Origin of the sequence: Roseateles puraquae (assembly GCF_002205845.1) — a bacterium.
Lineage (GTDB): Bacteria > Pseudomonadota > Gammaproteobacteria > Burkholderiales > Burkholderiaceae_C > Pelomonas > Pelomonas puraquae.
In genome coordinates, this window is sequence record NZ_NISI01000004.1 from 82217 (window position 1) to 97776 (window position 15560).

Consider the following 15560-nt stretch of genomic DNA (forward strand, 5'->3'; position numbering starts at 1 on the left):
CTCTGTGTCTCTGTGCCTCTGTGGCTGTGTTGGGTATTCATGGCTTCTTGCGTTGATCGACCACGCGGCGGGCCTTGCCCACGAGCGTGCGTTCGATGGATTCGGGCTGCTCGACGCTCACCTTTGCGCTCACGCCGATCAGGTTCTTGATGCGCTCGGCCAGGCGCCAGCCGATGCCGTCGTCAGTCGCGCCCAGGGCCATCTCGCAGCGGATGACGAGTTCATCCAGATGGCCGTCGCGCGTGACGACCAACTGGTACTGCCCACCCAGCCCCGGCTCCTGCAGCACCAGCTCCTCCACCTGCGTGGGGAAGAGGTTGACGCCACGGATGATGAGCATGTCGTCACTGCGGCCCACGATCTTGCCCATGCGGCGCATGCTGCGCGCGGTGGGCGGCAGCAGCCGGGTGAGGTCGCGCGTGCGGTAGCGGATGACGGGCATCGCCTCCTTCGTGAGCGAGGTGAACACCAGCTCGCCCTCGCTGCCATCGGGCAGCACCTCGCCCGTCTCGGGGTCGATGATCTCGGGGTAGAAGTGGTCTTCCCAGATCACCGGGCCGTCCTTGCTCTCGATGCACTCGTTGGCCACACCCGGGCCCATCACTTCCGACAGGCCGTAGATGTCCACCGCATCGATGCCCGCGCCCTGCTCGATGTCGCGGCGCATGGCCTCCGTCCAGGGCTCGGCGCCAAAGATGCCGATCTTCAGCGACGACTCGCGCGCATCCAGACCCTGGCGGCGGAACTCTTCGATCAGCACCTGCATGTAGCTGGGCGTGACCATGATGATGTCGGGCTTGAAGTCGGTGATGAGCTGCACCTGCTTCTCGGTCTGGCCACCGCTCATCGGGATGACCGTGCACCCCAGCCGCTCGGCGCCGTAGTGCGCGCCCAGCCCGCCGGTAAAGAGGCCATAACCGTAGGCGACGTGCACCAAGTCGCCCGCCCGACCGCCCGAAGCGCGAATGGATCGGGCCACCAGGTTGGCCCAGTGGTCGATGTCCTTCAGCGTGTAGCCCACCACGGTCGGCTTGCCCGTGGTGCCGGACGACGCATGGATGCGCGCGAGCTGCTCGCGCGGCACGGCGAACAGGCCGAAGGGGTAGTTCGCGCGCAGGTCGTGCTTGGTCGTGAACGGGAACTTGGCGAGGTCTGCCAGGGTCTTCAGGTCGGACGGGTGCACGCCCTTGGCATCGAAGCTGGCCTTGTAGTGCGGCACATGGTCGTAGGCATGCTGCAGGCTCCAGCGCAGGCGCTGCAGCTGCAAGGCCTGCAGCTCGTCGCGGCTGGCAGTCTCGATCGGGTCGAGCTCGCCGGCCTTGGGCACGCGGATGGGGGCTTTGCTGCTCATGGGTTTCCTTCGTCGTAGACCTTGCGCTCACCCAGCCGGTGCGAGCGACCGCGGAACACGGCGACGAGCTCGCCCCGCTGGTTGGTCACCGTGATGTCGTACAGGCCCGTGCGGCCGGCCAGCGAGGTCTCGGCCGCCGTCGCGGTGAGCACATCGCCCAGGCGGGCGCTTTTCAGGATGTCGATGCCGAATCCCGACGCCACGGTCAACGCATTGCGGCTGTTGCAGGCAAAAGCGAACGCAGAGTCGGCCAGCGTGGCGATCAGGCCGCCGTGGCAGATGGCGAAGCCGTTGAGCATGTCCGGCCGCACCGTCATCGTCGCGACCGCACGGCCCGGGGCGACCTCGGTGATCTGCAGGCCGAGCATGCGGCTCGCGGCGTCGTCCGCAAGCATCACGTCACGGACCTTCTCGGCGGTGGCCTGCGCATCCATCAGCGGTCCCGGAACTGCGGCTTGCGCTTGTCCAGGAAGGCCACGGCGCCTTCCAGGTAGTCGTAGGCAAAGCCCATCTGGCTCTGCAGCACCGCCTCGCGTTTGAGGGCCGTCTCGAAATCGAACTTCAGCGCCTCGTCCATCGCGATGCGGGTCTCGACCAGCGCCCGGGTGGGCATGGCGGCGAGCTTCTGCGCCGTCGCCAGCGCGGCTTCCATCAGCTCGGCATCGGGCAGCACCCGCGAGATCAGGCCCAGGCGCTCGGCATCGGCGGCCTTCAGCTTGTCGCCCAGCAGCGCCAGCTCCAGCGCCTTGGCGCGCCCCACCAGCCGGGGCAGCAGCCAGGTGCCGCCGCAGTCGGGAATGAGGCCAATCTTGGAGAAGGCCTGGATGAAGCTCGCACTCTCGCCGGCCAGCACGAGGTCACATCCCAGGGCCACGCTGGCACCGGCACCCGCCGCAACGCCATTGACCGCGGCCACCACCGGCACCGGCATGCTGCGCAGACGCAGCGCGAGCGGAATGTAGAAATGGTCGAGCAGGTGGCCGATGTCCTTGGGCGGCGCCCCCGCCTCGCGGCTGGGCGCGACATGCGGATCGGCGAGATCCTGCCCCGCGCTGAAGGCCCGGCCGGCGCCGGTGATCAGCACGCAACGGGTGTCAACGTCGGTCGCCGCCGCCTCCAGCGCCTGGCGCAACTGGCCAAGCATGCCGGTCGTGAAGGCGTTCAGCGCCTCGGGGCGGTTCAGGCGCAGCAGGCGCACGGCGCCATGCTGCTCGATGAGGATCGTCTGTTCGGACATGGAATTTCTCTACCGACCGGTCGGTTAATCGTAGGGCGACGCTTGACCCGGATCAAGGGTCGGGCGGGAAAACCCCAGCAGGGCCGGGGTGAGGCCCGCCTTGTGGTCGATGCCCCGCCCCTGCGCGACTCAAGCCGGCACGATGCGCACCGCCTCGGCCAGGGCCTCCAGCTGCGCCGGGCGCGGCGGCACAAAGCCGGCGGACGTGCAGGCCGCCGCCCCGGCCGCCAGTGCCCAACGCAAATGCTGCTGCGCCGGCGCGGCGGCATCGCGCATCAGGCTGTCCAGCAGCCCGGCCAGGGCCGTATCGCCGGCCCCAACGGTGTCCACCACCTCCACCGGCGGCGGCTGGCCCGACACCTCCTCCACGCCGTGATAGAGCGTCGCCCCCGCCGCGCCCCGGGTCAGCAGCAGCCACGCGCCGGGGTTCCATGCCGCAATCTGGGCCAGGCCAGAGCGGTGGTCCGGCACCCGGAACAGGCCGCGCAGGTCTTCGTCGGACACCTTGATCACATCCGCCAGGCGGCACATCTGCTCCAGGGTGTCGTCGTAGCGCGAGTCCATCGGCGGGGCGCGGAAGTTGGGGTCGTAGCTGATCAGCCGACCCTCGGCCTTCAGCGCCTGGGCCAGCGCCAGCAGCCGCCCGGCCAGCGGCTCCCGCACCAGGCCCAGGCTGCCGAAATGCGCCCAGCGCAGCGAGCGCGTCCAGCCCGCTGGCAGGCCCTCGGGCCGGAAGTGCAGATCTGCGCTGTCCTGCCCGATGAAGAAGTAGTGGGGCGGGTCGACCTCGTGCACCACCGCCAGCAATGGTGGCCGCGGCAACTGCTGAATGAACCGCATGTCCAGGTGAGCCTCCTGGCTGGCCCGCCAGATCTCGGCGCCGAAAAGGTCTTGGCTGATCGCACCGGCAAAGGCGCTCAGCTGGCCCAGGGTCGACATCGCCACGGCCACATTCCACGGCGAGCCACCACAGGCGCTGCGCCATTGGTCGGGGCCGATGCGGATCAGGTCGGTCAGGGCCTCGCCGAAGGCGACGAAGCGGGGAAGGTCCGCATGAAGTACTGCACTCATTCGCCCATTCAAGCGGGCGGGCGCAAGCCTGACAAGTCCCGAAAGCCAGCCGCATCCCGCCATCAGACGATAGGGATGGCGCCGATGGCCGGGCGGACGCAAGGTTGCCGGGTCGCGGTGAGAATGCGGCCATGAGCGCCCGCGAAGTTCCTCTCGTCTACACCCCGCCGGCCCGCCGGTTGGTGGTGCCGGCAGACGCGCCGATGCCGCGCGGCCCGCTGGGCGACACGCTCGGCCGCCCGCTGCACGACCTGCGTATCTCGGTGACCGACCGCTGCAACTTCCGCTGCGGCTATTGCATGCCCAAGCAGGTGTTCGACAAGCACCACCAGTTCCTCCCGCATGCCGACTTGCTGAGCTTCGAGGAGATCACGCGGCTGACACGGGTCTTCGTGGCCCTGGGAGTGGAGAAGCTGCGCATCACCGGCGGCGAGCCCACGCTGCGCCGCGGGCTGGAGTCGCTGATCGAGATGCTCGCGGTGCTGCGCACGCCCGATGGGCGCGAGCTCGACCTGACACTCACCACCAACGGCTCCACGCTGGTGAAGAAGGCCGGTGCCCTGCGCGCTGCCGGCCTCAAGCGCCTCACCGTGAGCCTCGATGGCCTGGACGACGCGGTGTTCCAGCGCATGAACGATGTCGGCTTTCCGGTAGCCGATGTGCTGGACGGCATCGCCGCAGCCCAGGCCGCCGGGCTCGGCCCGATCAAGGTCAACATGGTCGTGCAACGCGGCGTGAACGATGACCAGATCCTGCCCATGGCGCGCCACTTCCGACACAGCGGCGTGGTGCTGCGCTTCATCGAATACATGGACGTCGGCGCCACCAATGGCTGGCGCATGGACCAGGTGCTGCCTTCGCGGGACGTGATGCAGCGCATTGCAGCCGAGTTCCCCCTGACACCTCTCTCAGCCAGCGCCCCCGGCGAGACCGCCGAGCGCTGGGCCTATGCCGACGGTGGTGGCGAGGTGGGCTTCATCTCGTCGGTGACCCAGGCGTTCTGCGGCGACTGCAACCGCGCCCGACTGTCGACCGAAGGACGGCTCTACACCTGCCTCTTCGCGACCCGCGGGCACGACCTGCGTGGGCTGCTGCGTGGCGCCGAAGCGGTCAGCGACGCACAGATCGCCGGCGCCATCGCGGAGGTCTGGGGGGGCCGGGCCGACCGCTACTCCCAGTTGCGCGGCAGCGGCCAGGCGCCCACCGGCGAGCGCCGCGTCGAGATGCACTACATCGGCGGCTGACCATGGCGGCCTGGTTCACGCCCCGCCTGCGCCGCCGAGCTGCACTGGCGGTGGGCGCGGCCCTGTTGCTGCCCTGGGCGACCGGGCAGTTCGCGAAGGGGTTTCACCAGCCGGGGCTGGACAACGACGCCCTGCGGCACCAACTGCTGATCGACTTCATCGTGATCGGCGCGATCGTGTTCGCGCTGACGATGGTGGCCACCTGGTTGATCGGCTGCTGGGTCACCGGCGTCATGAAGGGCCCGCGACATCAGGCGGATGGCTTCCCCGGCGCACCGGGTGAGCCGCCCCCATGAGCCTCATCATCGGCCTCGTGCTGGCCGGGGGCGCGGGGCGGCGGATGGGCGGTGTCGACAAAGGGCTGCAGCCCTGGCGGGGCGAACCGCTCGCCTGCCACGTGCTGCGGGCCCTGCAGCCGCAGGTCAGCCAGTTGCTGGTCAGCGCCAACCGGCACGGCGAGACCTATGCGAGCTTCGGCCACCCCGTGTTGGCCGACCCAAGCGGCCTGGCCTTCGCCGGGCCGCTGGCGGGCATGCTCGCCGGCCTGCAGGCCATTCCTGACGACGCCTGGCTGCTGACCGCCCCCTGCGACAGCCCTCAGCCCCCGGCCGACCTGGCGGCGCGCCTGCTTGCCGCGACGCAGCCGCCCGGCTGCGATGAGCCACTGCCGCTCGCCTTCGCGCAGGCACAGCGCGAGCACCCCACCCACGCCCTGCTCCACGCCCGGCTGCGCGAGCCACTCGCGAACTACCTCGCCAGCGGTGGCCGCGCCGTGCTGCGCTGGATGCGCGAGCAGCCGCATGGCGTGGCCCGCTTCAGCAATGAGGCCGCCTTCGCCAACTTCAACCATCTCGCCGACCTGACCTCATGACCGCGGTGACCGACGTCCTCATCCGCCCGATGGCGGAACCCGACCTGCTGGCCTACAAGGCGCTGCGCGACGCCATGCTGACCAGCCATCCGGAGGCCTTCACGTCCGACGCCGAGACCGAGAGCCGGCGCGACCTGGCCAGCTACCGCAATCGCCTCGCGGGCAATGGCAGCACGCTGTTCACGCTGGTGGCGTTGGACGGCCCGAAGCTCGTCGGCGCGCTGACCTGCGAGCGCGAGCCGCGCCGCAACGTCCACCACCTCGCCCACCTGATCGGCATGATGGTGTCTGACACCCACGCCGGGCGCGGCATCGGCCGCGCGCTGCTGGCCGAAACCCTCGCGCGGCTCAGGGCCACGCCGGGGCTGAGCCAGGTCACGCTGAGCGTCACGGCCAGCAACCGCCCTGCCGTGGGGCTCTACACCCGCGCCGGCTTCGAACGCTACGGCAGCCTCAGCGACGCCATTCGGCTGCCCGACGGGCGCTGCCTGACCAAGGACCTGATGCGACTACGGCTGGACTAGCTCGAACTGAACCACCAGCGCGTCCTGCACCGCCAACAGCCCGCCAAGCACGGTAAAGGGCTGGATGCCGAAATCGCTCTGACGAATCACCACCTCGCCCCGGGCGCGACGATCCTGCACCTCGGCCACGAACCACTGGCGCCGCTTCACGCCATGCAGGCTGATCTCGGCCTCCACCGCCCGGCGCGGGCCTTCGCCGACCTGCTGCAGCGTCGTCACCACCACCTCGGGGTGGGCGGCTGCCTCCAACGCCCTCAGCAGATTGGCGCGCGTGCCTTCGCGGGCACTGTCGTCGACCGCCGACGCGAAGGCCGGCCCCAGCGCCGCGCGCAGGGCTGGCGGGTCAATCGCCAGTGCGTCCAGCCGAAAGCGCAACACCGGCCCGGCCGCCGGCCAGGACACGCGCAGGTCGCCCGCGCGCAACACGTGGTTGTGCCCCAGCCGCGCGGCCGAGCCGCCGCGGAACACCAGCACCCGCAACTCGTCAGCCGCACTCGCCATGATGGCCGGGCAATCAGCGCCAACCGGCGGGTCGCTGGCGCAGCCGGCCGACAGCGCGGCGAAGGCCGCCAAGGCGAGGCTCGCAGCCAGCAGGCTGCGTCGATCGGGGCGCTTCGGTGTCGTTTGCACGCTCAAATCAGGGGAAGACGGTGGGTTTTGACGGCTGGCGCACAGCGCGGCCCGGCCGGGCTGGACTAGCATAGCCCTCATCTGATTCCAGGGATGTCTTGCCATGGCCAGCCTGTTCCGCTCCGCACTCGACCTGATGGCCCAGTACGCCGCCTACCACCGCGACCGCCGCAACATCGCGACCCATTTCATCGGCATCCCGCTGATCGTCTTCGCCATCAGCGCCCTGCTGGCGCGCGCCGAGTTCACGGCCGCCGGTGCCCCGATGAACGCGGCCATCGTGCTGTGGGCGCTGAGCACGCTGTGGTACCTCACACGCGGCAACCTGGCGCTGGGCCTGGCCACCGCCGTGGTCAATGGCGTGCTGACGGCGTTGGCCATGACGCTGGTGCACACCGCCACCACCGCAGGCTGGCTCATCATCGGCCTTGGCAGCTTCGTGATCGGCTGGGTGTTCCAGTTCATCGGCCACTACTACGAGGGCCGCAAGCCGGCCTTCGTGGACGACCTCGTCGGCCTGCTGGTCGGCCCCATGTTCGTCGTCGGTGAAGCGCTGTTCATGCTGGGCTGGGGCCGCGGGCTGCTCGACGAGATCGAAAAGCGCGTCGGCCCGACCCATCTGCGCGACCTGGCGCATCCGATCTGAACGCGCCGGGCATGACCGGCATTCTGGTGATGGGTGCCGGCTCGGTCGGCTGCTTCGTCGGTGGGCTGACGCAACTGGCCGGCGTGCCGGTGCACTTCGTGGGCCGGCCGCGCGTGTTGGCGGGCCTGCGCAAGCACGGCCTGCGCCTGACCGACCAGGACGGGCGGGACCGGCACATCCCCGCGCTGGACCTGCGGCTGCATGAAGCCCTGCCGCCCGAGCTCAAGCCCGACCTGGTGCTGCTGTGCGTGAAGTCCGGCGCCACGGTGGAGGCCGCCACGGCGCTCGGACTAACCCTGCCGCTGGGCACACCGGTCGTGAGCCTGCAGAACGGCATCGGCAATGCGGACGCCGCTCAGGCGGTGGCGCCGCAACTGCGCTGGCACGCCGGCATGGTGCCCTACAACATCGCGGAGCTGTCGCCCGGCCACTATCACCGCGGCACTGCGGGTGCACTGGCCGTGCAGGGAGAGTCGCACGACACCGCGCTGGTGGCCTGGCAGACGGCGCTGTCGCGGGTGCAGATGCGGGTCAAGCTGCATGCGGACCTGCGCCCGGTGCAATGGGGCAAGCTCTTGATCAACCTGAACAACCCGGTCAACGCGCTGTCCGGCCTGCCGCTGCGCGAGGAGCTCCTGCAGCGGGGCTACCGGCGCGTGTTTGCGGCGCTTCAGGAGGAGGCACTTGATCTGCTGGACGCCGCGCAACGCTCCATCGCGCAGATGACCCCACTGCCACCGCGGCGCTTGATCCTGCTGCTGCGCATGCCCACGCTCGTCTTACGCCTCGCCGCGGCGCGCATGCTGCGCATCGATGCCAAGGCCCGTTCCAGCATGGCTGACGACCTGGCGGCCGGCCGCGTGACGGAGATCGACGCGCTGTGCGGCGAAATCGTGAGACTGGCGCACAGCCTGGGCCGTCAGGCGCCACTCAACGAGCGGATGCTCGCCCTGGTGCAAGGCTGGCCCAGCCGCCGCCAGCCCTACTCGCCGCGGGAACTGCTGCGCGCGCTTGGCATGTCCTGAATTGATCGATGAACGTCTGCCGCTGCGTGGCGCGCCATGCACGGCAGCGGAACACTGAGGACCTCTCAACTCCCCGAGGTTCTCCATGACCACCGCCCTCCTCGTCATCGACGTCCAGCAGTCCTTCGCCCACCGCCCCTATTTCGAGCCTGCCGAGGTTCCCGCCTACCTGGCAGCCCAGAACCGCCTGATCGACGGCTTCGAGGCGGCCGGCCTGCCGATCGTGCGCGTGTTCCATGTGCAGACCGATCCCACCGGCGCGGATCCCTTCAGCCTGTCCAGCGGCCTGGTGCGTCCGCTGGACGGCCTGCGCGACTTCCAACCCGCCCTCACCGTCCACAAGACACGCCACAGCGCCCTCGTCGGCAGTGGGCTCGACGTGTGGCTGACGCAGCAGGGCGTGGGCCGACTCGTCATCAGCGGCATCCGGACCGAGCAGTGCTGCGAGACGACCACACGCCACGCGAGCGACCTGGGCTGGGACGTGATCTACGTGCCCGAGGCGACACTCACGTTCACGATGCAGCACCCTGACGGCTCGCCCCTGACCCCGGCCCAGCTCCGCGCCCGCACCGCCGCCGTACTGGCCGGCCGATTCGCGCGGGTGCTCGGCGTGGAAGCTGCCCTGCAGGCGGTGGCGCGTGAGGAACCGGCCCTTGCCTAAACAGGTCGTCTTCGTCCTCCAGGACCACAGCCTGGTGCTCGACTGGGCCGGCCCGGCCGAAGCCCTGCGGTTGGCGAGCCTGGAGATCACCGCGCTGAAGCTGGCAGCCGAGCCCTTCGAGTTGCGATTCGTCAGCGCGCATGCCGAGGCGACCGGCTCCGTCGGCGTGCAGCTGCAGGCCTTGGAGCCCTTGCCCGATACCCTGCCCCTGGGCAGTTGGGTCGTGCTGGTGGGGCGCACTTCGGCCGCCGAGCAGCGCCAGCCCCAGCCACCGCAAGCCCTGATGGCCTGGCTGGCCCGGCTGTCGCCCGGGCGCGAGGGGCTGCGCCTGGTCACCGTCTGCTCGGGCGCCCTGCTGGCGGCACGCGCCGGGCTGCTGGCCGGCCGCCGCGCCACCACGCACCATCAACACCTGAACGATCTGGCCCGGCTCGCGCCCGGCTGCACCGTGCTGCAGGACCGCGTTTTCGTGGAAGACGGCGAAGTGTTCACGAGCGCCGGCGTCACGGCAGGCATCGACTTGGCGCTGCACCTGATTGCCCGGCACGCCGGGGAACTGGTCGCCGCCCGCGTGGCCGAGCAGATGGCCGTGGCGCTGCGGCGCGGCCCCGCCGACCCGGAACTCTCACCCCTGCTGGCTCACCGGCAGCACCTCAGCGCGCGGCTGCACCGCGTGCAGGACGCCGTCAGCGAGGCCCCGGCGCAGGACTGGTCCATCGAGCGCATGGCGGCCTTCGCCGCGACCACCCCGCGCACCTTGAGCCGCCTGTTCGCCCAACATGGTGGTGTGAGCCCGCAGGCCTACGTGCGCGGCGTGCGGCTGGCCGTGGCGCGGCGCGCCCTGGAGGCCGGCGCGAGCGTTGCCGCGGCCAGCGAGACAGCCGGCTTCAGCACGGAGCTGCAGCTGCGCCGCGCCTGGGCCGCCGCAGGCTGGCCGGGCACGCCGTCTGCCGCTCGCCGGGCAGCGCGCTGACAAGCCTCACACCACAAGAAAAACCGAAGCGTCCTTCAGCTCCAGCCTTCACCCAGAGCCAGAGGCCGCTCGCGACAATGCGCGGTTTTCCACGCGAGACCCAGCACCGCCATGCTCGAACTGCTGACCAATCCGCAGACCTGGATCGCCCTCCTGACGCTCACCGCGCTGGAACTGGTGCTGGGCATCGACAACATCATCTTCATCAGCATCCTGGTGGACAAGCTGCCCAAGGCCCGCCAGGAAGTGGCCCGCCGGCTCGGCCTGTTCGCCGCGATGTTCATGCGCATCGGCCTGCTGCTGATGCTGGCCTGGATCGTCGGCATGGTCGAGCCGCTGTTCACGCTGCCCGTCTTCGACCGGCCCATCTCCGGGCGTGACCTCATCCTGATCGGCGGCGGCCTGTTCCTGATCTGGAAGAGCACCGGCGAGATTCACGGGTCGCTGGAAGGCGAGGACGAAGACCACAGCAGCGCCGGCGCCAAGGCCAAGGCGGCTTTCGCGGCCATCATCCTGCAGATCATGGTGATCGACCTGGTGTTCTCGCTGGACTCCATCATCACGGCGGTTGGCATGGTCGACGACGTGCGCATCATGATCGCCGCGGTGGTCTGCTCGGTGGGCCTGATGATGCTGTTCGCCGGCCCGATCGGCCGCTTCGTGTCCAACCACCCGACCATCAAGATGCTCGCGCTGAGCTTTCTCGTGGTGGTGGGCGTGGTGCTGGTCGCCGAAGGCTTCGGCCACCATGTGCCCAAGGGCTACATCTACTTCGCCATGGCCTTCTCGCTGGGCGTCGAGATGATGAACATCAAGATGCGCAAGAACTCCGACAGCAAGGTCAAGCTGCGCCAGCAGATCCCGGGCGGCGACGACTGACAGGCCCAGCACGCGGCCGCGGTGTCGGCCCGGCAGCGACTACCTCTCAGGTCGCCCAAATGCGGGGGTCTGCCGCGCTCAGCTGCCAGAGCCGATCTCGCCACAAGGCCCGCACGCGCCGCAGCGCCAGCGTGACGCTCTCGACGTCATCGCCCACAACCCGCGCGAGCAGCAAGGCACCTCCGGGACTTTGCAGATGCGTGACGCCGGAGCGCGGCACGGCGTCGAGCAGTTCCCGCGCCTCGTCCAGCAGGAGCGGCGCCATCGAGAGGGCCTCGGTCTGTGCGTAGACCAAGGTCCCGAGCACCCCGTGCCCAGCCAGGCCGCAGGGGCCGTCAAGCAGCGCACGGTCCGCAGCATCCAGCCAGCCGCGATCAAGCCACTGGCCGGTGACTTCGAGGTGCTGCAGCAGCCGACCGCGGTCGAAGGGCTCGCCGGCAGCCGGCAGCCCCAGGCCCAAGACTTCCGTCGCGAACAGGCTGGCGCCTTCCGCCAGCGTGAGGCGCACCTCATTGCGGGCATCACAGGCGGGGTAGGCCAGGGTCTCCTGCGGCAGCCACTCCAGCCGCGCCCCCGTCGCCACGCGAGCCTGCACCGCCTGCGTGGCGGCGCCCGCGGTCGATCGGTAAAAGCGTGTGGCGGCTGGCGTGGTCACCAGCAGATGAGCGCCGGGCTGGACGTCGATATCGATGTCCAGCCGGTCCCCCCCGACCAAGCCGCCTGGCGGGTGCACCAGCACCGCATGCGCCACGCCCCGCCCCTCGGGGTAGAGCGTCTTGAGCAGGCGCAACGGCCCGTCGTGGCGGGCGTGCACGCGGGTGGCCTCGCCGTCTCGCGTGGCACTCAGGGCCAGCCGGGCTGGCCAACGGACCGCGTCAGCCAACCAGCAGGCCCTTCTTCTCGATGAAGTCCACCACCTCGGCCAGGCCCTCGCGGGTCTTGAGGTTGGTCATGACCCAGGGCTTGACCGGCCGCATCCGTGCGGTGTCGCTGCGCATGATGTCCAGGTCAGCACCCACGTGCGGCGCCAGGTCGGTCTTGTTGATGACGAAAAGATCGCTCTTGGTGATGCCGGGGCCACCCTTGCGCGGAATCTTCTCGCCAGCGGCAACGTCGATCACGTAGATGGTCAGGTCGGACAGCTCCGGGCTGAAGGTCGCCGCGAGGTTGTCGCCACCGCTTTCAACGAAGACGATGTCCGCATCCGGGAACTTCTCCAGCATGCGGTCGACCGCCTCCAGGTTGATGGAGCAGTCCTCGCGGATCGCCGTGTGCGGGCAGCCGCCGGTCTCCACCCCCATGATGCGCTCAGGCGCCAGCGCGCCGGCCACGGTCAGCAGGCGCTGGTCTTCCTTGGTGTAGATGTCGTTGGTGACGACGACGAGGTCCCACTTGTCGCGCATCGTCTTGCAGAGCATCTCGACCAGGGTCGTCTTGCCCGATCCGACCGGACCGCCCACCCCGACGCGCAATGGCGGCAGTTTCTTGGTGCGGCGGGGAATGGCATGCAGCGGAGCGTTCATGAGCGGAAAAGGCGTGAGTACTGGGTTTCGTGGCGGGCACCATGCACGCCGAGCAGCGGCGCGAAGGCCATCGGCTCGGGCGTGGCCAGCGCGGTCGCCACGGCTGTCGGAATGGCTTGCACGAGCCGTGCCAGCAGGCGCTGCCCCGCCGTCTGACCGAGGGGCACACAACGCACCGCGGCCTGCATCAGGTTTTCGGCCCAGCCGAAGGCGATGGCCGTCAAGGCGGGCTCCAGCGCCGTGGCGCGCGACGCCGCGGCGGCGCCCATCACCACGGGCCAGGTCGGCGCGGGCTTGAGCCCCTGGAGGCAGGGCAACACGGGCGCGTCGGGCACCAGGCCTTGCATCCACACGAGCAGGCTGCGCCCCATCTGCTGGGTCTGCTGCAGGCTTTCGCTGGTCTCGCGGGTCTGCAGCACCCAGGCATTGAGCTCGGCAAGCCGGGCACCATCGAGCGCCAGCGTCGCGGCATGGGCGGCGGCGGCCACCGGCAGCTCCGCGCGGGCCTGCACGAGTTCGAGCTGGTTCAACAGCCAGCTGCCGGCGCTGACCTCGTCATGCACCAGCCCGGCATCCACCGCCGCCTCCAGCCCTTCGGAATAACTGAAACCGCCCACCGGCAGCGCGGGCGATGCGAGCCAGAGGAGGTGCAGCAGCGGGGTGGCGTCAAGGCTCATGGTGGCGAGGCGCAACAACGGCCGGCCGGCCATGCTGCGCATGAACTGTCATCCCGCCCATCATAGGCAGGCGCCGCCTACCCATCGGGCACACCGGCCTCGTAGCCGGTCTGCCCGGGTCAGAAACTGAAGCCGATGCCCACGCCTGCCGTCTGCACCGTCACGGACTGCTTGGGCGACGACGGCGAGTCACGCAGGTCGGCGCGCGTCAAGTCCAGGCCAAGACTCGCCTGCCAGTGCTGCGCAAACTGCCACGACAGGCCCAGGCCCACGTAAGGTTTCACCGACCTGGTCGAGATGGTGCCCGGGTTGTTCTTGCCCAGGTCGACCGCGGGTTGCAGCTTGAGTTCGTTGGCCGCAATGCCACCGCGCAACTTGAGCGCGACGCTGTCAGCCAGCGGCACGCGATAAGCCGCGCCCACGCCAAAGCCCGTGTACTCGGCCGAATAGTTGTAGACCAGGAAGCCCCAGTCCGCATCGATTCGGCTGTAGCTGACCTCGAACGACCAGGCGGGGTCGAACCGATGACCGAAACGCACCACCCCGCTGGCATCGACCCGGCTGCAGGTGACGTTGGCGGGGCAACTCAGGCTGACCTTGCCGGTGCCGACCTGGACTTCGATGTCGTTGGCACCCGCCAGGTTGGGAGATGCGGATTGGCCAAAAGCGGGCAGGCAGGCGGCCATCAGCGCCGCCGCGATGAGAGAAAGTCTTGCCATGAGGCTCCCTGTGCGTGAAGACGTGTCGCCACGTGATCCGCCTTCCCGGCAGATCAAAGGACGCCAGTCATGCTAACGCATCCATGAAGCGGCGAACCGGCCCACGTCAATTGACCGCCAGCCCAGGCGCTCTCAGGCTCAGTGATCGTGGCCGCAGCCCGGGCCGTGCACGTGGCCGGCGTCATGCACCTTCACCGGGATGCTCAGCGGCTTGCCGGCGACGGCCGGCGCTGCTGGCGCGTGATCATGACCATGATCGTGCGCGTGGCCATGGCCGTGGCCGTGGCCGTGGTCGTGGTCGTGGTCGTGGTCGTGGTGATGATGCGCATGACCGCCACCCTCCCCATACGCGCCGGCCTCGGGCTCAAAGGCCGCCTCTGCCTCGGTCACGATGAGGTGCTGGCGGCGCAGCATGTCGGCCAGCACGGGGTCGGGTTCGAACTGCAGCAACTCGGGCTGCAACTCCAGCGGCACATGCCGGTTGCCCAGGTGGTAGGCCGCCCGCAGCAGGTCGAAGGGCGACCCATGTTCGGTGCAGTGCCGCACCTGCAGCACCGGCTGGGGCGCCGCCTTGACGACGACCAAGGAGCCATCAGCAGCCACCAGCACATCGCCACCGCGCACCACCGTGCCGCGCGGCAGGAACACGCCCAAGGTGCGACCGCTGGAGTCTTCGGCCTGAAAGCGGCTCTTCTGGCGCACGTCCCAGTCCAGTTCAACGGTGTGCGCCCGCTTGAGCAGCACGGAAGCCAGTCCACGGCCTTGGGAAACGAGTTTGTCGACGGTCAGCATGGCGTGATTGTGACCGGGCCGGGGCGGGCCGTTACCCAGCAAGGCGGCTTGCCCGATCACCACCGCCTGGACTAGCATCGATATAACGCTTGTTATAACCAAGGTGACTCATGAGTGCGCTCAAACTGACTCAAATCGGGAATTCCGTTGGCGTCATCCTGCCCAAAGAGGTCCTCGCACGGCTCAAGGTGGAGAAGGGCGACGTGTTGTTCCTCTCCGAGGCTGTCAACGGGGTGCTCCTGACGCCTTACAGCCCCGAGTTCGAAGAGCAGATGAACGCCGCCCGCGACATCATGAAGAAGCGGCGCGCCGTCCTGCATGAGCTCGCCAAATGAGCCTGCCGCCGCGCAGCTGGCGATGGCTCAATGCCGAGGTGCTGCAGGCCGTGCACTTGGAGCAACTGGCCGAGCATGGCGGCGGTGCGGGTACACGAGACCAGGCCCTGTTCGAGTCGGCACTGGCGCGCCCCCAGAACCTGGCTCACTACGGCAACCCTGATGTCTTCGACCTTGCAGCCGCCTACGCTGTAGGTCTGGCCAAGAACCATCCCTTCGTCGACGGCAACAAGCGCACCGCCTATGTGGCGATGGAACTCTTCCTGATCCTCAATGGCACCCAGCTGACCGCCGACGATGCGAGTGCCACGCTCACGATGCTGGCCGTTGCCGCCGGCGACATCGATGAACCCACGCTCGCGCAATGGCTGCGCGAGCACGCCTCACCCTGCTGAAACC

21 protein-coding genes are annotated in these 15560 nt (G+C 69.2%); 11 read left to right on the forward strand and 10 right to left on the reverse strand.

Going from position 1 to position 15560, the window contains the following annotated elements; translation table 11 throughout:
* Positions 1–37 precede the first annotated feature (37 nt).
* The 4 genes from paaK to CDO81_RS11850 all read right to left on the reverse strand — a co-directional run bounded on the left by paaK (position 38) and on the right by CDO81_RS11850 (position 3659).
* A complete protein-coding gene (gene paaK, locus CDO81_RS11835; RefSeq protein ID WP_088483425.1) occupies positions 38–1351 on the reverse strand; it encodes a phenylacetate--CoA ligase PaaK in 1314 nt (437 codons plus the stop codon).
* Positions 1348–1785, reverse strand: coding sequence for a hydroxyphenylacetyl-CoA thioesterase PaaI (gene paaI, locus CDO81_RS11840; protein ID WP_088483426.1), 438 nt, complete (start codon positions 1783–1785; stop codon positions 1348–1350). Before paaI ends, paaK begins: the two co-directional genes overlap by 4 nt.
* Positions 1785–2588 (reverse strand): enoyl-CoA hydratase-related protein, encoded by an 804-nt coding sequence (locus CDO81_RS11845; protein ID WP_088483427.1) that lies wholly within the window; start codon positions 2586–2588, stop codon positions 1785–1787. Before CDO81_RS11845 ends, paaI begins: the two co-directional genes overlap by 1 nt.
* 129 nt (positions 2589–2717) lie before the next feature.
* On the reverse strand, positions 2718–3659 hold the full coding sequence (locus tag CDO81_RS11850) for a carbohydrate kinase family protein (RefSeq protein ID WP_088483428.1): 942 nt from the start codon (positions 3657–3659) through the stop codon (positions 2718–2720).
* 131 nt (positions 3660–3790) lie between these two features.
* Between CDO81_RS11850 and moaA the strand changes: the two genes are divergently transcribed.
* From moaA to CDO81_RS11870, 4 genes are read left to right on the forward strand one after another with little or no spacing between them, the layout of a single operon-like run.
* A complete protein-coding gene (moaA, locus tag CDO81_RS11855) occupies positions 3791–4903 on the forward strand; it encodes a GTP 3',8-cyclase MoaA (RefSeq protein WP_088483429.1) in 1113 nt (370 codons plus the stop codon).
* Between the two features lie 2 nt (positions 4904–4905).
* Positions 4906–5199 carry a hypothetical protein gene (locus CDO81_RS11860; RefSeq protein WP_088483430.1) on the forward strand — a complete coding sequence of 98 codons (294 nt, stop codon included), beginning with the start codon at positions 4906–4908 and terminating at the stop codon, positions 5197–5199.
* Positions 5196–5774 (forward strand): molybdenum cofactor guanylyltransferase MobA, encoded by a 579-nt coding sequence (gene mobA / locus CDO81_RS11865; RefSeq protein WP_088483431.1) that lies wholly within the window; start codon positions 5196–5198, stop codon positions 5772–5774. Before CDO81_RS11860 ends, mobA begins: the two co-directional genes overlap by 4 nt.
* The gene (locus tag CDO81_RS11870; protein WP_088483432.1) at positions 5771–6298 is read left to right on the forward strand and encodes a GNAT family N-acetyltransferase; all 528 of its coding nucleotides are present in this window, start codon (positions 5771–5773) and stop codon (positions 6296–6298) included. The genes mobA and CDO81_RS11870 overlap by 4 nt, the downstream gene beginning before the upstream one ends.
* On the opposite strand, the gene CDO81_RS11875 is transcribed toward CDO81_RS11870, so the two are convergent.
* The gene (locus CDO81_RS11875; protein WP_144397219.1) at positions 6284–6928 is read right to left on the reverse strand and encodes a YceI family protein; all 645 of its coding nucleotides are present in this window, start codon (positions 6926–6928) and stop codon (positions 6284–6286) included. The two genes, CDO81_RS11870 and CDO81_RS11875, sit on opposite strands and share 15 nt — an antisense overlap.
* Before the next feature lie 103 nt (positions 6929–7031).
* On the opposite strand from CDO81_RS11875, the gene CDO81_RS11880 reads away from it, so the two are divergent.
* The 5 genes from CDO81_RS11880 (at position 7032) to CDO81_RS11900 (ending at position 11115) form a co-directional block, all read left to right on the forward strand.
* A complete protein-coding gene (locus CDO81_RS11880; RefSeq protein WP_088483434.1) occupies positions 7032–7574 on the forward strand; it encodes an Mpo1 family 2-hydroxy fatty acid dioxygenase in 543 nt (180 codons plus the stop codon).
* A gap of 11 nt (positions 7575–7585) precedes the next feature.
* A complete protein-coding gene (locus CDO81_RS11885; RefSeq protein ID WP_088483435.1) occupies positions 7586–8599 on the forward strand; it encodes a 2-dehydropantoate 2-reductase in 1014 nt (337 codons plus the stop codon).
* 85 nt (positions 8600–8684) lie between these two features.
* Positions 8685–9263, forward strand: a complete 579-nt coding sequence (locus CDO81_RS11890; protein WP_088483436.1) for a cysteine hydrolase family protein — start codon at positions 8685–8687, stop codon at positions 9261–9263.
* Positions 9256–10236: a GlxA family transcriptional regulator gene (locus CDO81_RS11895; protein WP_241516967.1), complete on the forward strand. Its 981-nt coding sequence runs from the start codon at positions 9256–9258 to the stop codon at positions 10234–10236. Before CDO81_RS11890 ends, CDO81_RS11895 begins: the two co-directional genes overlap by 8 nt.
* 111 nt (positions 10237–10347) lie before the next feature.
* Positions 10348–11115, forward strand: coding sequence for a TerC family protein (locus CDO81_RS11900; protein ID WP_088483438.1), 768 nt, complete (start codon positions 10348–10350; stop codon positions 11113–11115).
* 46 nt (positions 11116–11161) lie between these two features.
* Here CDO81_RS11900 and CDO81_RS11905 read toward each other — a convergent pair whose 3' ends face one another.
* The 5 genes from CDO81_RS11905 to ureE all read right to left on the reverse strand — a co-directional run bounded on the left by CDO81_RS11905 (position 11162) and on the right by ureE (position 14826).
* On the reverse strand, positions 11162–11998 hold the full coding sequence (locus CDO81_RS11905) for an urease accessory protein UreD (protein ID WP_088483439.1): 837 nt from the start codon (positions 11996–11998) through the stop codon (positions 11162–11164).
* Entirely contained in the window at positions 11991–12638 is a 648-nt protein-coding gene (ureG, locus tag CDO81_RS11910; RefSeq protein ID WP_088483440.1) for an urease accessory protein UreG, read from the reverse strand. Before ureG ends, CDO81_RS11905 begins: the two co-directional genes overlap by 8 nt.
* Positions 12635–13357 (reverse strand): urease accessory protein UreF, encoded by a 723-nt coding sequence (locus tag CDO81_RS11915; protein ID WP_338153598.1) that lies wholly within the window; start codon positions 13355–13357, stop codon positions 12635–12637. The genes ureG and CDO81_RS11915 overlap by 4 nt, the downstream gene beginning before the upstream one ends.
* A gap of 77 nt (positions 13358–13434) precedes the next feature.
* Positions 13435–14034 (reverse strand): outer membrane beta-barrel protein, encoded by a 600-nt coding sequence (locus CDO81_RS11920; protein ID WP_088483441.1) that lies wholly within the window; start codon positions 14032–14034, stop codon positions 13435–13437.
* 138 nt (positions 14035–14172) lie between these two features.
* Positions 14173–14826, reverse strand: a complete 654-nt coding sequence (gene ureE / locus CDO81_RS11925; protein ID WP_088483442.1) for an urease accessory protein UreE — start codon at positions 14824–14826, stop codon at positions 14173–14175.
* A 110-nt stretch (positions 14827–14936) separates the two neighbouring features.
* Between ureE and CDO81_RS11930 the strand changes: the two genes are divergently transcribed.
* Entirely contained in the window at positions 14937–15161 is a 225-nt protein-coding gene (locus CDO81_RS11930; protein ID WP_088483443.1) for an AbrB/MazE/SpoVT family DNA-binding domain-containing protein, read from the forward strand.
* The gene (locus tag CDO81_RS11935) at positions 15158–15556 is read left to right on the forward strand and encodes a type II toxin-antitoxin system death-on-curing family toxin (protein ID WP_088483444.1); all 399 of its coding nucleotides are present in this window, start codon (positions 15158–15160) and stop codon (positions 15554–15556) included. Before CDO81_RS11930 ends, CDO81_RS11935 begins: the two co-directional genes overlap by 4 nt.
* Positions 15557–15560: the final 4 nt, after the last annotated feature.